The organism is Lutibacter litoralis (genome assembly GCF_014646675.1).
Taxonomy (GTDB): domain Bacteria; phylum Bacteroidota; class Bacteroidia; order Flavobacteriales; family Flavobacteriaceae; genus Lutibacter; species Lutibacter litoralis.
On sequence record NZ_BMNS01000004.1, the window covers coordinates 82,092 to 99,176 of the forward strand.

The 17,085-nt window shown below is 31.5% G+C and carries 8 protein-coding genes and 1 pseudogene; all 9 read right to left on the reverse strand.

The genetic code is table 11. From position 1 onward, the window contains the following. Positions 1-6: 6 nt before the first annotated feature. Positions 7-705 carry a RadC family protein gene (gene radC / locus IEW75_RS07215; RefSeq protein WP_134248776.1) on the reverse strand — a complete coding sequence of 233 codons (699 nt, stop codon included), beginning with the start codon at positions 703-705 and terminating at the stop codon, positions 7-9. A 429-nt stretch (positions 706-1,134) separates the two neighbouring features. After that, entirely contained in the window at positions 1,135-2,802 is a 1,668-nt protein-coding gene (locus tag IEW75_RS07220) for a SusD/RagB family nutrient-binding outer membrane lipoprotein (protein ID WP_134248775.1), read from the reverse strand. Between the two features lie 11 nt (positions 2,803-2,813). Beyond that, the gene (locus IEW75_RS07225) at positions 2,814-5,873 is read right to left on the reverse strand and encodes a SusC/RagA family TonB-linked outer membrane protein (protein WP_229714411.1); all 3,060 of its coding nucleotides are present in this window, start codon (positions 5,871-5,873) and stop codon (positions 2,814-2,816) included. A gap of 404 nt (positions 5,874-6,277) precedes the next feature. Continuing rightward, the gene (locus IEW75_RS07230) at positions 6,278-8,188 is read right to left on the reverse strand and encodes a SusD/RagB family nutrient-binding outer membrane lipoprotein (protein WP_134248773.1); all 1,911 of its coding nucleotides are present in this window, start codon (positions 8,186-8,188) and stop codon (positions 6,278-6,280) included. A gap of 19 nt (positions 8,189-8,207) precedes the next feature. Then, positions 8,208-11,321 (reverse strand): SusC/RagA family TonB-linked outer membrane protein, encoded by a 3,114-nt coding sequence (locus tag IEW75_RS07235; protein WP_134248772.1) that lies wholly within the window; start codon positions 11,319-11,321, stop codon positions 8,208-8,210. Between the two features lie 309 nt (positions 11,322-11,630). Further along, positions 11,631-12,764 carry a glycoside hydrolase family 18 protein gene (locus IEW75_RS07240; protein ID WP_134248771.1) on the reverse strand — a complete coding sequence of 378 codons (1,134 nt, stop codon included), beginning with the start codon at positions 12,762-12,764 and terminating at the stop codon, positions 11,631-11,633. Between the two features lie 10 nt (positions 12,765-12,774). Then, a pseudogene (locus IEW75_RS07245) lies at positions 12,775-14,205 on the reverse strand (glycoside hydrolase family 125 protein). A 10-nt stretch (positions 14,206-14,215) separates the two neighbouring features. Then, on the reverse strand, positions 14,216-15,055 hold the full coding sequence (locus IEW75_RS07250; protein WP_134248770.1) for an endonuclease/exonuclease/phosphatase family protein: 840 nt from the start codon (positions 15,053-15,055) through the stop codon (positions 14,216-14,218). 5 nt (positions 15,056-15,060) lie between these two features. Further along, complete coding sequence (locus IEW75_RS07255; protein WP_134248769.1) at positions 15,061-17,082, reverse strand: glycoside hydrolase family 97 protein; 2,022 nt, start codon at positions 17,080-17,082, stop codon at positions 15,061-15,063. Positions 17,083-17,085: the final 3 nt, after the last annotated feature.

A 17,085-nucleotide genomic window follows, 5' to 3' on the forward strand; every position in this document is an offset into this window, starting at 1 on the left:
TAATGGCTACATTAAACTCTCATCGGCAAAGCTAAAATACGCATTTTCTGTTATAATTAAATGATCCAACACTTTAATATCTAACGTTTCTCCAGCTTTCTTTAATTTAGTAGTTATTAATTTATCGGCATTGCTGGGTTGTAACTTACCCGAAGGATGGTTGTGACATAAGATAATTGCAGTAGCATATAATTCTATTGCTTTGTTAAATACCATTCTAACATCTACTAAAGTTCCAGTTAAACCACCTTTGCTAGATTGCTGTTTATACAATACTTTATTTGAGTTATTTAAAAAAATAATCCAAAATTCTTCGTGTTGTAATTCTCCAATAATGGGTTGCATAATGTTAAAAACAGCTTTGCTACTCGTTATTTTTGGCAACTCTAATGCTTGTTCTAATCGCCTTCTTCTTCCAAGTTCTAGTGCCGTAATAATTGAAATTGCTTTTGCTTCTCCAATGCCTTTAAATTTTTGTAAATCTAAAACAGATAGTTTTCCTAATTTATTAATGCTATTATCAATAGAATTTAGAATTTTTTTGGATACATCTACAGCGGTTTCACTTCTGTTTCCAGAACCGATTAAAATAGCAATTAATTCTGCATCAGAAAGTGCTGCTTTACCTTTTAATAGAAGTTTTTCTCTTGGTCTATCGTCTTCAGCCCAAGACTTTATAGTAAGTGATTTGTTTTCATAGTTCATAAGCAAGTTTTTTCAAATATAGCTATTTTAAAATATATTTAAATAAAACAAAAAAAGAGAGCTGTAACCAGCAGCTCTCTTAAACTTAATTCAAATAATCTAAACTTTTTTTACTGTTTAAACGAACTTACAAACTGAGTATAATTTTTAAATACTCAATGAAATTTTTTATAACACCATAAAGAAACGGAGTTTTTAAGAAACTATTAAACTTTTTCGACGAACGACTTATTTTAAAGGATAAATAAACGTAAAAATTACATTTTAATTTTTTTTACTTAAGATAAAATATATTTTATTAATAACTTTCTTTATTTCAGGTGGAAAGTTTAAATATAAAAAATTAGCCAAAACCTATACGGAAATATAAGCTTTGGCTAATCATATATAATAAAATCTTTTTTTAAAGAATTTTATTAACTTATTCTTTTATTTAGCATACCATAATTTTGTAGCCTGTACATCAGGTCCTTGTTCAGAAACTGCCTGAGTATAATTAGGGTTAGATTGCGCTCCACTACCATAACGCATACGTTGTGGATAAGCACCACTTAACGTTCCTAATTCATAAATAATTGAATTTGAAACACCTTGAGATAACTCAGTTGGGTACCCTGTATCTCTAACTACAGCCCAAGCCTCAAAACCATCAGTATAACTTACCAACCAACGTTGAGTCGCTATTTTCTCTAATTTTTCATCCATTGTGCCTGTACTAATATTTGCAGCATCTTGTGAGCTAATATAGGTTTCAATATCTCCGTCAGAAATATTCCACAAATTCATTGCCTCTCTAATTCCGTCTGCAAATAATGATTGAGCATCTCCAGATCCCATTCCTCTTACTGCTGCTTCAGCTTGTAAAAAATAAGCCTCCGCACTTGTTAGAATAATTTCTGGGTATGCACCAACACCTTCACCCATTTTTTGAGTTACTAATTCACCAGGTGCACTAAACAAATCAAGCTTAACTAATGGTTTAATATCACCATTTAATCTTGTAGGTTGTCCAATATACTGGCCAGCTTCTACATTTAAAGTAGTAACATCTCCAGAAGTACTAGTTGTATAAGTAGCTCCAGCATTGTCTAATGTTGTTAATATGAAACTTAATCTTTCTTGATAATCTGCTCCTGTACCTTCAAATGTAAATTCTCCACCTTTTGCCGGTGAAGCATAAACAGCAAGTCTTGGATCTTGTGTATGTTTTAATTGATTAATTAAAGTAGCCCCAACTGACCAAGATCCACCACCGATAAAATTATGCCATATATCTCCGTAGGCAGCACTTCCCCATTGACCAATAATAATATCCTTTTCCATTGTAACACTTCCAGAGGCATCATCTAATAAAGGTGAATTTAAAGCTGAATTAATAGCGCTCGCTGCAAAATCATCTCCAGTAGCACCTAATGCACGCATACCAATTCTTAATTTAAGTGTATTTGCTAACTTTTTCCACTTTTGTAAATCTCCTCCACAATAAACATCATTCTCAGCAACATCTGCAACGCCAGTACCAGTTCTTTCTTTGTCTCCAATAATTATCATGGCCTCTTCTAAATCTGCAATAATACCTTTATAAATATCTTTTTGAGAATCGTATTTAGGTGTTAAATTACCTTCTATACCTGCTTCACTATAAGGAAGCATTCCAAACGTATCTGTATACATTTGATAGTATAATGATTTCATAATTAAACCCATTGCATACATGTTTTCATTCTCAAACTCTGCACCAGTCTTGGTTAAATCCATAAAAGATTTAACGTTTCCAAAGTAACCCGCTAACCATCCCCATGCGGCATCTGTATAACCTCCACTATAGTTATATCCTAGACCATCATTCCACCAAGATACGTTACTTCCAAATGTAAAATGACCAGCATATCTATCTGTATGAATTAAATGTGCTCTCCAATATGGGTAACGATCTGGTGCATATAATTTGTACTGTGCTTCTGTTATAAAGAATTTAGCACTTAAATCAGAAGATTCAAACCCCTGATTGTTTGTGTTTATTTCGTCAAAGTCTCCTGTACAAGAGAAAGTGAAGAACATTAAAACACTATATATTGTTATTTTTATATTTCTCATTTTAAAAATTATTAAAATTTAACATTTAAACTTAAACCTAAACTACTTGTTGTTGGCAAGTTGTAGAACAATACCCCCTGTGCAAAGTTACTCGTTGAATAACTAGCTTCTGGATCAAAATTATCACTTTTCTTATATAAAAAGAATAAATTTCTTCCTGTTAAACTTAAAGATGCATTTTTAATAAATGTCTTCTCAAGAATAGCTCTTGGGAAATTATAAGATAAACTTATTTCTCTTAAACGCACATTTGTTTGTTCAATAATATACTCGGAAGCTATACCACTTATTGCTCCCCAATAATCTTGTGCACTAATATTTGTTGTATTAGGTTTTAATGTACCATTATCATCCCAAACACCTTCAACAGTTATTCCACCTTCTCTATATTGAAGTGTTTTCTTAGTAACACCTCTTGCATCTAAAGCAGCGTCAGTACCTGAATATACTTCTCCACCAATTCTAAAGTCAACTAAAAAGTTTAAAGCAAAATCTTTGTAGTTAAGTGTATTGGTAAATCCACCTGTCATATCTGGTTGGTAATTCCCTAACTTAACTCTTTCTTCACTAGCTTGCGGACGACCTGTTGCTGTTAATAACAATTGGCCATCATCTGTAGTTTTCCAGGTTTTACCATAAATATCTCCGAACCCATCTCCAACTTGTGCTCTTACATCAATATTTCCTCCATTTGTAGAACTAAATTGAAAAAAGTCTTGACCATCAATTAAGCTAACCAATTTATTTTCGTTTTTAGATAAATTAAAGGTTACATCCCATTGGAAGTCTTCAGTTTTAATTGGAGTACCTCCTACTAAAAACTCAAAACCTTTATTTGAAATTTCACCAACATTTTCTCTAAAATAGCTATATCCAGTTGCAGGATCAACAGGCACGTCAAATATTAAATCTTTTGAAGTAATAGAATAATATGTAAAGTCTGCGAATAATCTATTTCCTAACGCTTTTATTTCAAAACCAAGTTCAGTTGAAGTTACATCTTCTGGTCTTAAACTTTCGCTAAATTTAATGTTTGGACGAGAAACAGTAGTGTTTCCTAAATAACCATTTGAAGCTACATTAAATAAATTTATAATTTGCTGAGGATCAGTATCGTTACCAACATTAGCATAACTTAAACGTAGTTTTGCTAAATTAATTTTTGATCCCTGAAAATCAAACATTCTATCTAACAACATACTTAAACTTGCAGATTTATAGAAGTAAGATCTATTTTCACTTGAAAGTGCAGATGACCAGTCATTTCTACCTGTTACATCTAAATAAGCCATTCCTTTATATGCTAAAGAGGCAGATCCGTAAACAGAGTTTACTTTCTTTTCAATTAAATCAGACTGACCTACACTTAATTTTAAAGGGTCTGTATTACCAATAAAGTATTTTCCAGGAATTTTAAAATCAGAACCTGCAATTCTTGATGATCTAACTGTAGAATGCAATGCATTTGCACCAGCATTAACCGCTAAATTAAAATCTTCATTAATATCTTTATTATACATCAATAATAAATCATAATTTGTTTCAGAACGATCACTTGCAGTATAATTTATTCTACCTGCTGGATAAAAATGATGTCCTACTGCACTGTAGCTTTCAGTATCATGAGAAACAACATCAGTACCCACTCTCACAAATGCTTTAAAAGCATCTGAAAAATCATATTGAGCTTTTGCAAAACCTGAAAAACGTTTTCTACTATCTTCGTTTTTATCCTGGTTAAGAATCCAATAAGGGTTTCCTCCACTATTTGTAGCAGAAATTACACCATATCCATTGTCTAGGTTTTGATATGTTTTTAAATCATTTATATCTATATTTCTATTTAAACCATATACGTATGCCATTATACCTTCTGTACCCTGAGATGCACGATTTTTTGCGTCTTGCAAGAAATAAGTAACTTTTGCATCTAAAGAAAATTTATCAGTTATTTTACTAAATCCTCTTAAATTGAAGTTGTTTCTATCAACATCAGAATTCGGTAAAATACTTTGAATTGCCGAGTTAGAATAAGAAAAACGCAATGAAGAGTTTTCTGTACTTTTACTTATAGCCAAAGTGTTAACGATATTTGATCCTGTTTCGAAAAAGTTCTCAACATTATCAGGTTGTGCTACATAAGGTCTATTTTCACCATTGTAATACAATTGTTGTGAACCATCAAATTTTGGTCCCCAAGAACCATTTCCTTTTACTTCATTTAAATCTGCACCAAAGATTCCATCTTTACCAGCTCCATATTCATTCTGGTATTCAGGCAAAAATAGTGGGTTTTGAAACGAAATATTTGTAGATAAAGAAATACCTAATCCGCTTTGACTACTTCCTTTTTTAGTAGTAATTAAAATTACTCCATTACTAGCTCTTGATCCATAAAGTGCCGCGGCATTAGGACCTTTTAAAACTGACATAGATTCAATATCATCAGAGTTTATATCTGATATACCTGTACCTAAATCTGAACGGTTATATTCTGACCCATTTGAACCGTTAGCTGAACCAATACCTGAATTATCAATTGGAACCCCATCAACTACATATAAAGGCTGGTTATTACCCGTAATTGAATTGTTACCTCTAATAACTACTCTTGTTCCACCTGCAGGACCAGATGCAGATTGTGTTATAACAACACCTGCTACTTTACCTGAAAGTGAATTAACAACATTCGATTCTTTTGCAAGAGAAACTGATGAACCATCAATTTCAGATACAGAATAACCTAATGATTTCTTTTCTCTTGTAATCCCTAATGCAGTTACTACAACTTCATTTAAAGATTCAGCACTTTGGTCTAGAGCAACATCAATTACTGTTTTACCATTTACAGCAACTTCTTTTGTTGCATAACCTAAATAAGAAAATTGTAATACAGCATCAGAACTTTTCACGTCTATACTGTATTTACCATCAAAATCCGAAGAGACACCAATCGTTGTGCCTTTAATAACTACGTTAACACCTGGAAGAGCTGTTCCATCCATGGCATCTGTAATAGTTCCTGTTACTGTTTGCGCTTGAATACTAGAAAAACCTAGTAAAAAAATCACAAAAAACAGTTTTAGTACTTTTTGTATCATTCAATATTTAATTTGAGTTAATAATACTTAAAGATATAAAAAAAATCTATCCAAAGATAATTAATTCAACAAACTAGATTTTTTAAAGGTGAAATAAACGTATAAATCAAATTTTATGCTTTATAACAAAAAAGCTGTTGAATTCAAAAAAACAACTCTATCCTAAATTTTCATATAAATATGTTAATCAACACATTAAAATCTTAAAATCAAAGAATCACAAACTACTAATTATATAATAAAATACAAGTGAGTAAAATATTTTAGAATGATCCACTCACAATAATTATGATCGTACATTAAAAAAAGGCTGTCTAAAAGTTATACTTTTAAACAGCCTTTAATAATTAAATTAATACTTTTTTATTGAAGTATTATTGTTGTTTTGCCCACCATAAAGGTGTAAATAAATTATCTTCTCCCCCTAATAAATTAACAGCCTCTTGATATCCAGCAGGATCGCTATTAGCTATACGTGAAGGAAATTTTAAACGTTGAGGGAAAAACTTAACATTACTTGTCATAAAGTTCCCTGTATTTAAGGCAGGAACATCAGGAATCAGATTTTCAATTGCTGGGTTTTCAAAGAAAGGCAACCCTAATCTTCTATGGTCGTTCCAAGTTTCTAAAGGCAACCAAGGATTTTGAGCAATAAATTTCTGAGTTATAATTTTGGTCAATAAATCATTATTAACAGTTCCATTCATATACAAGTCATTTTTTGGGTACGTATACTCAACTGTTCCTGTTGCGTCAGTATATCCATCAACATAATTCATTGTTTTAGATGTCGGTTCAATAGTATGATCCCAACTTACAGACGTACCTACTCTATTATAATCTTGAGATGCTAAGTAAGTTCCTAAATAATCTGAAACCTCCCAATAATCAAAACTAGCGGATATACCTGCTTCATAAGCTTGTTTACCACCCATTGGCACATTCCATCCTCTTACAGCAGCTTCTGCTACTAAGAAATACGATTCCCAAGGTGCAAAGAAAACTCGTTTAGATGTACTGTTTCTCATGCTTAAACGCAATCTAGGTGTTGTACCTTGATGTTTGTAAATTTGGTTTCTAGAACCTTTCTCTCCCCAACTTCCGTGGTTAGGTGCATTCCATGTATATGTAGCATCTATTGTTTTAAATGTACTTCCATCAGCATTTAATAAATCTCTATCAATATCTCTTGCATTACTCGCCCAAGATGGGTAAAAACAAAACTCTGGATTATCGAAATCACCAGGAATTGGAAAAGCTGCATAGGCTCTTGGGTCAATTTCTTCTGGTAAACCATCTAACCAAAATCCTTTATTTGGATCGTTAGACATTAAAGTAAAATGATCTTCGTACTTAACTCCCATATAATCGGCTGGCTTAACGGCTCCATGAAGATAATCACTTAATTGATCAACAGATTTTACGCTACCTAAGCCAACAAATAAATTACTAAGTGTTGCATTTAAATATTGTGAATTCCATTCTCTAGACATAACGCCTGTAAGATCATTCCACCCACCTAATTCTTGAACTTGAAAAGTTTCGTCTAATGTTGTAATAAAATTACTTCCAGCAACAGCAGCTTCAAATTCTGTTTTTGCTTTTGCAGGATCTACTTCAGAAAGTCTCATTGCTAAACGCATTCTCATAGAGTTTCCATATTTTTCCCATTTCGCAAAATCAAATCCATAAGAAGCATCTAAATTACTTACACTACTTGGTACATTAATAGAAGGGTCTAATTGATTAACTGCATCACTCAACTCTTCTAACATATAATAATACACATCTTCAACACTAGAAAATTCTGGGTTTACTCCTTGAAAAGCTAAAATAGGAGTTGGTCCAAAACTATCTGCCATTTCACTAATTAAATATGCTCTCCAAATTCTAGCAGATTGTAACATATTATTAGTGTATTCTTTTACAGTTCCAGCTGCTACTTGAGATTCACCTATTTCTATAGCTGTGTTTATTGCATTTAACCAACCTGATATTGATCCGTAATAATCTCCCGACCAACCATCATCTGCATAACCTGCTGGTAGTGAATTGATTGCGTCCATCCTACCTGCAGCTTTCCAGTACAGTACAAAGGCACGTTCTGCAACGTGTGGGTTCATTTGAGTTCCAATTATTGAATTATTAATAAAATATTCAACCTGAACTTGATCAGCACTTGCCGCAGTTGGGTTAACATTTATCTCTTCAAAATCGTCACAAGAGAATGTTAATAAGATTACACTTAATAACAAACTTGCTTTATAAATTATATTTTTCTTCATTTTATTTTATGTTATTAAATTAGAAGTTCACCGATAAGTTTAAAAAGTATGTTCTAGAACTTGGAGGTGATGAGTTTTCAAATCCAGTAGCGTTTGAACTTATTGCATATACAGATTCTGGATCCACACCATTTAAATGATTTGTAATCATTGCTACATTATTCATAGAGAAACCTAAAGAAGCTTTCTTAATGAATGATTTTTCAATAAAACTAGTAGGAATTGCATATTTTACTTGAATGGTTCTAATACGTATATTAGTTGCATCATATAAGTTTGCTTCAGTTATACCTAAATTACCTCTAGCAATAGACCCCCAATAAATTTGTGGAGAAACTGCCGTTGTATTAGGTTCATATACAGGAGCATCATTTGTACCAGTATTAATTACACCTTCTACAACTATGTCTTCTCTGTTTCCATTTACAGCTGTTGCTGCCGCAACACCTGATTGTTGTAAGTTATAATTTGTTCCAGAGAAAATTTTCCCTCCAATACGTCCATCTATTGAAATTCCAAAAGTTAAACCTTTATAAGCAAAACTATTTGTAATACCAATTAAGGCATCTGCATTTTGATTTCCTAAATAAGTTGATTGATTGCTTGTATCAGGTAAACCAGCGTTTGTTAACAACAATTCACCAAAATACGGGCTTGTTTCATCTTCAACTCTTAAAAAAGTAGTTCCATAAATATCTCCATACCCCTCTCCGGCTACAGCTTTGATAGATACGTTATCGAATCCACCTAAAGTTCTTTCGGTAACATCATCTGTTAATTTAATGATTTTATTCTCGTTTTTAGAATAGTTAAATCCTAAATCCCAATAAAAATCTTTTGTATTTAAAACTCTAGCATTTAATTGTAACTCAACACCTTGGTTTTGAATATCACCAGCATTCACCATTTTATCATTATAACCACTTAAAGGGTTTAAAGGAATAGTTATTAACTGGTTAGTAGCGTTTGATTTATACCAAGCAAAATCTAAACTAATTCTATTACTAAATAATTTTGTTTCTATACCAAACTCGGTAGATTTTATCAACTCACTTTTAAGTCCATCATTAAATAATGTACCATTTCTTCCTGCTGTAGTATTACCATTAGGGTCATGACCAATCCAGTAAGAATTATACAATTGATATGCTCCTAAACTATTACCCACTTGAGCGTGAGAAGCTCTAATTTTACCATAATTTATCCATTCTGGTAAATCAACATCCGATTTTTTAAGTAAATCTGTAACAACTAAAGAGGTACTTACAGATGGGTAAAAGAAAGAACGGTTGTCTTCACGCAAAGTTGAAGACCAGTCGTTACGACCCGTAATGTCTAAAAACCAATAACCATCATAATTTAATTGGAATGTACCGTATACAGAGTTAATTTTTTTCTCACTAAACCCTGAACTTACAGATGGTTGATTAAAACCAGCATTTAAAGAAAATAAGTTAGGCACTTCTAATTCTCCAGAAGAACCATTAATTGAAGAACTTTTAGCATACATTAAATTCCCTCCTAAAGTAACAGATCCTCCAAATTTTCCAAAAACATTATCTTTAGCCGCAGTTATTAAGGCACTATAGTTAGTTTCTGTAAATGTATTTTTACCTGCACTATATGAACCATTTGGTAAATTACGACCACCAGCATATAATTTACTTTCAGAATTTGTAGTATACATATCTGCACCGGCTTTAATTTCAGTTGTTAACCATTCTGTTAGTTCTTTTTTAATAGAACCTGTCATTAAAAAACGATCTCTAGAGTCCTCACTTAAAGCATTTTTTGCAGACCAATATGGGTTAGTACCATTTTCATTATACCAAATCATAGATCCAAACTCATCTGTACCTGCTCTAAATTGTGTAATATCTAATGATCTTGGAAATCCATTTACTACTGAAGATGCACTACCATTTTGTCCACCAAATGGTCTGTTATTTGCTGTTGCCTTAATGTAGTTTACTTTAACATCTGTAGTCCAACTTTTATTTGGACCAAAATTAGAAGTTGCTCTTGTAGATAAGTTTAGCCTTTTTAACTTAGCTCCTGGTAATTTACTATCATCATCTAAATAAGAAAAAGATGAATAAAGAGAAGAACCTTCAGAAACTTGCTGTTGAAAAGTTAAACTGTGGTTAACACTTATACCTGTATCATGATAATTACCTATATTATCATAAACTTTCATTGGTACTTGGTTTCCTTCCCAGTCGGTAACTGATTGGCCTTCAATTTTTGGACCCCAGCTACTTCCTGACAATACATCATAAATACCATTGTTTCCTTGACCATAAGAGTTTTGAAGATCAGCCGTTGCAAAAACAGTATCAAAACCAGAAGTCATTGAATATGAAATTCCTAATCCATCTTGAGTTCTACCTTTTTTAGTTGTAATTAAGATTACACCATTACCCGCACGTGAACCATATAAGGCAGCTGCAGATGCCCCTTTTAAAACAGAGATACTTGCAATTGTTTCTGGATCAATATCACTTAAACCATTTCCTAAATCCGTTGAAGGATTCCAAAAATCATTATTAGATGCTCCTGTAAAGTTATTTAATGGTACTCCATCAACAACAATTAAAGGTTGGTTATCTCCCGAAAGAGAACTACTACCTCTTAAAATAATTTTACTAGAACTAGCTGGTCCGTTACTACCTCTAATAACTTGCAGTCCACTTACTTTACCAGCAAATGCATTTGCAATATTATTTTCTCTAGCTTCCACCATGTCATCTCCTTGAATCTCTTGAATTGCGTAACCCAAGGATTTCTTTTCTCTTCTAATACCTAAAGCTGTTACAACAACTTCATCAAGAGATTCTGCACTCTGTACCAAAGCAACATTTATAATGCTTTTACCACTTACAGTTATTTCTTGATTGGCATAGCCTAAAAATGAGAATTGTAATATTGCTGCATCACTACTTACATCAATACTATAATTTCCATCAAAATCTGAAGAAACACCCGTTGACGTTCCCTTAATAATCACATTAACACCCGGTAATGGAGTTCCATCTGTGGCATCAGTAATAGTTCCTGTTACCGTTTGTGCTTGAATACTAGAATAAGCTAGTAAACAAAAAACTAAAAACAGTTTTAATACTTTTTGTATCATTTATTATATAAATTTGAGTTAATAATGACTAAAATTAAAAAAAAGCATTCTTTAAAGTTTTTAATTTCGACCAATTACACTAATTCAAAGTTGAATGATATTTATAATTGAAAAATAAAAGAATAAATAGGTTAAAAATCACTTAAATTATTTCTGCAATTGGCATTACATTAGATTTACAACGTTTGAGATATTGTAAATACTTATATACTTTGTTTAAAAAAAATAGAATAAAATACTTTTTTACATCTAATTTTAAACATTAAATTAAATGTATTTCAATAAATAATAACAATTTATTACTGCTATTTAATTATTTATTAAAATTGTTGTCAATAATTCACCATTATCACCATTAAATTGCCAAAACATAATTCCACCTAACTCATTGTTGTTTATATAATCTAACTTAATCTTTAACGACTTAGGATTTTCGTAAGTTAGAAACAAAGAATCTTTACTACGCCATATATAAGGTGCACTTGCTTTATTATCCCAATATGAAACAAAAGTAGAGTTGCTTAAACTATCTGCTATTGTTTTATAACTATAACTACCTCTTTTACCTGTTGAATTCTGGTACAATCCATTATATTTTGGATTTACTCCTTTCCTCCATCTACCATAAAATGGCACTCCTAAAACCAACTTTTTAATAGGAATACCTGCTTTAATATGTTCTTCAACAGCTTTAGACGCGCTTGTTCCACCCTCATTGTTAAATTCGGATTTATATAGGTTCGCGTGATGCCCTGTTCGATTAGATCCTCCTGTAAAAAAATCATAAGTCATAATATTTATAAAATCTAAGTATTGATGCGCCTCTTTCATATTTGTATGATCTAAATACTTTTGATTAGCTCCTGTTGCAATAGTTAATAAATATTGATTTTTCTTGGCTGAAATAACATTCAATCTTTCTCTAATTAACTTTAAAATTGCCGTAAAATTCTCTTTATCTTCAGGTCTAAACTTATTATTATCTCCTCTTTGCCCTGGATATTCCCAATCTAAATCAATACCATCTATATTGTGTTTTAACATAAAGTCAACTGCACTTTGGGCAAATATTTCTCTTGACTTTTCTGTTAAAACGGCATCAGAAAAATTTTTAGACCAACCCCAACCACCAATAGATATAAGTATTTTTAAATCTTTATTTACTTGTTTTAATTGATTCAATTTTTTTAAATTTTCTCCATCGGTTGGGTATCCTTCTACAACCTTTCCGTCTTCTATATTAGCAAATGCATAATTAATATGTGTTATTTGTTTTGCTTTTTCATTATTGTCACCCCAATTATTATTTCCTCCCATTACATATGCAATAACCTTTTTTCTTTTGGGTAAGATTTTATTCTCTTTTGAGTTATTGACCACTGTATTTTTACAAGAAATTAAACACACGATTGTGAAAATTAATACCATTCTTATTTTATTCATAATTTCGTATTTAATAGGTTAGAGTTAATAATTCTCTATGTTCTTTATAAATTTTCAAAATCAACTCTCCAAATAAGGTATTTGCCCAAGCAAACCAATCTCTAGAATAATCTTGTGGATTATCTTTATTAAAGCCTTCATGCATAAAACCAGTATTAGCATGTGTAGCTTTTAACATCTTTAAACATTTAATAATTTCTTTGTCATCAGTACTTGTCATTGCTCGTAAAATAATTCCCATTGGCCATATTTTACTTTTACCTGTATGCGGACTTGCTTGTCCTTCTGCATATTTTCCTTTTAAGAAATATGGATTATGATCGCTTAATAAAAACTTTCGGGTATTTTGGTATAATTTATCTGTTGTTTTGTGAGCTCCTAAATAAGCTAAAGACATTAATGAAGGAACATTAGCATCGTCCATAAATAATTTATTCCCAAAACCATCAACTTCATAAGCATATATTTTCTCAAAATTTAAATGTTCCGAAACGGCATATTTTTGAATTGCTTCGTCAACTTCTAAAGCCAATTCCTTGCATATAGTAGCAAATTCATTTTCATTTAAAACATTGCCATAAATAGTTGCTAATTGATTTAATGAGAGCACCGCAAAAATATTTGAAGGAATTAAAAAAGGGTATAATGTTGAATCATCTGAAGGTCGGAACATAGAGCAAATTAATCCGTTTGGTTTTATTGGTCTTCCTGTGCCTTCAAATGGAGGTGAATCTATTACAGAAGTTGTTTCTCGACTAAACTTATAGTTGGACTCATTATTTTTACGTTGTTCTGTTTTAAATGTTTTTACAATTAATCGCATTGCATTGTCCCACTCTTCATCAAAGATAGAAGCATCTTTAGTAATTTGATAGTATTCATTTGCCAAACGAATTACATAACACAACGAATCTATTTCCCATTTTCGTTCGTGGATTCCAGGTAGCATTTGAGTTATGTCTGATTTCCATTTAGATATTTTTGTTGTATCCTTATAAAAAGCATTTGCATACGGATCTAACAATACTCACTTTACCTGTCTATTAATTAAACCTCTAATTAATGTTTTTAATTTTTCATCTTTAGAAATTAATGGCATATACGGCCATACTTGCGCAGTTGAATCTCGCAACCACATCGCATCAATATCTCCAGTAATTACAAAAGTATCAGGTTTTCCATCAATAATATCAAAATCTATTGTAGTATCTAATGTGTTTGGAAAACAATTTTCAAACATCCAAGCCAATTCTTCATCTTGTATAACTGTTTTCACTTTTTCAATAGTGTCTTCAACAGCACTACTTATAAATTTTCTTTCAGATATAATTGGTCTTTTACTACTAAACTCATCTTGCTCAGAAGCCAATATGCTTTGTGGTAAAATTAGTGTTCCCGCCGCGACTAAAGAACTATTGGCAATAAATCTTCTACGCTTCATAATTATGGAATTATTTGATTTTTATTTCAATAATAACAGGTAAGTGATCCGATGGATATTTACAGTCTTTTGAGTCGCTTAAGACAGCATATTTTTCAACAGACATATTATTTTTACTTGTAAAAATATAATCAATTCTAGCTATTACTGGCTCATTAAATTTAAAACCATTAAATGTACCCGTTGGCCCAAAAGGTTCTAATCTACTCACTATTTTTGAATCGTTTAATTCTTTAGAAAGTTGTTGAATTGGAGCAGTTTCTGGTGTTAAATTAAAATCTCCTAGTACCAGCACAGGAAGATTGTTTGAATTAAATTCAGCTATCTTTTGAAGTATTAATTTGGCACTATTAAGTCTGGCTTTGGTTCCAATATGGTCAAAATGTGTATTAAAAACAAAAAATGGTCGCTTTGTTTCTATAGTTTCAAATAAACCATAGGTACAAATTCGTTCCATTGAAGCATCCCAACCTACCGATATTTCGTTTGGTGTATCACTCAACCAAAAAGTATTACTTTCAATTACTTTAAATTTTTTTGAATTGTAGAAAATTGCGCTGTACTCACCTTTGGTTTTTCCATCATCTCTACCAATACCTATATAATTATAATCTACAAAAACACTATCTAAATATGTTACTTGATGCTGTAATCCTTCTTGAATTCCAAAAATATCGACTTCATTAAAAGCAATTTGATTACTTAAAAACTCTTTTCTTTTAGACCATTGGTTTTCCCCATCATTCGGATTATCATAACGAATGTTGTAAGTCATAATATTCAAATTTTCTATTTCTGAAGAACAAGAAACTAAAACGACTAATACTAATAAATAGCTAATTTTTTTCATAAGTATTAATTTATTGGAGTAAATTTAATGGCTTGTCCGCCACCTGCAGCTAATTTTAAATTTAAAACTGTTTTTGAATCAACTTCTATTGAATAAATATCAATTGCTTGCGGATTCGTTTTCCAGTCAGCATCATCCGCATCCGCATACACTTCAGCTCTATATTTTTTATCTGGATCTAAAAATGATAACTCAATTTCTAAAGTTCTTTTATGTTCATCTGTACAACTACCTAAAAACCAGTCTTCACTATTTTTTTCTTTTCTAACAACGGTTATATAGTCTCCAATTTTACCATTTAGTACTTTTGAAATTTCCCAATCAACCCCAAAATCTTTGATAAATTTAAACGCTGGCTGATTTTTATAGTTTTCTATTAAGTCGGATGCCATTTGCATTGGGCTATACAAAATTACAAACAGACTTAATTGTTTAGCTAAAGTAGTATTTACTCTTGATGTTCCATCGTCTAAATCGTTCCACTTTACCCTATTTTTTGCATTTTTAAATAAAACATCAAAGGTTCCAGGTGTATAATCAAATGGTCCTGCCAAACCTCTTGTAAACGGTATAATTGTGTAATGGTCTGGTGGATTTCCAGAACTCCAAGCATTCCACTCCATTCCTCGAGCACCTTCTCTTGTCATCATATTCGGGTAAGTTCTTCTAACCCCAGTTGGTTTTATTGGTTCGTGAACATTCACCATAATTTGGTATTTTGCCGCAACTTCCACCACTTTTCTGTAATGATTTACCATAAATTGACCGTGATGAAATTGGCCTGCTGTTTTAATTCCTCCAGCATATCCAGTTTTAACTGCATTTACACCTAAATTATTATACATAGAAAAGATCTTATCTAAATTTTCTTCAAAATAAGCCGCATCACCTCCAGTTTCTATATGTCCAATAAAATTAATATTTTTTGCTTTTGCATAGTCCGCAATTTCTTTTAAATTGAAGTCTGAATAAGGTGTAACAAAATCAAAAGCTTTTTCTTGTCCCCAATTTTCCCAACCTGTATTCCAACCTTCAACCAAAACTCCAGAAACATTATTGTTAGCTGCAAAATCTATATATTTTTTTGTTGCAGTTGTTGTTGCTCCGTGTCGTTCCCCTAAAGTCCAAGTATGTGTTCCTAAATGCATTCCCCACCAAATTCCGACATATTTCATTGGCTTTATCCAAGAAGTTTCATTTATTTTATTAGGCTCATTTAAATTTAAGATTAAATTAGATGCAACTAAATCTGTAGCTTCATCTGCAATTAAAATAGTACGCCAAGGCGAAACCATTGGTGTATTTGCCTTCACTTTTATACCATCTGGCCAAGGAACTAAATTCGCTTTAAAAGAAAACTCTTTCTCTTCGTTTTTAACCAACGTCATGTCTGCATAATCGGTTAAATTAGCTTCATGAATACTAACAAAAACTTGATTATCAAATTCAAATGTTAAAGGCGTATTTGCATTTTCAATTGTATTTAAAGGTGCATTTTGATATAATTGCTCGTAAGAATCAAAGTTTGCGGGAGTAAACCAAGCATCAGAATTTTTAGAAAAATTAAATTCTGTCAACTCTTCAGAAATTAAAATAGTATCTAAATTTGCTTGTTTTGGAATTTCGTATCTAAAACCAACACCTTCATTATATACCTTAAATACTATATTCATTTTTCTAAACGGCTCCACTTTTTGCTGCAAAAAAACTTCTAATTGATTATAATGATCGCTAATATCTTTATTTTCACCCCAAACTTGTGTCCAGATAGAATTAGCACTTGTAATTTTAAAATCATTTACTAAAAAATTACCATTTATCTGTTTTGAGCTTTTTAATAAATAACCCAAAGTTGATGGTGCAATTAACACAGAATCCTTATAATTTACAGTATATTTTATATTTCCATTTTTTACATGCAGTTTAACTGCTATGGTATTGTTTGGAGAAGCAATTTCTAAAACATTCTCTTTGGAACAACTTAATAATAAGGTTATGGTTAACCCGATAAAAAAGAGATTTCTCATTTT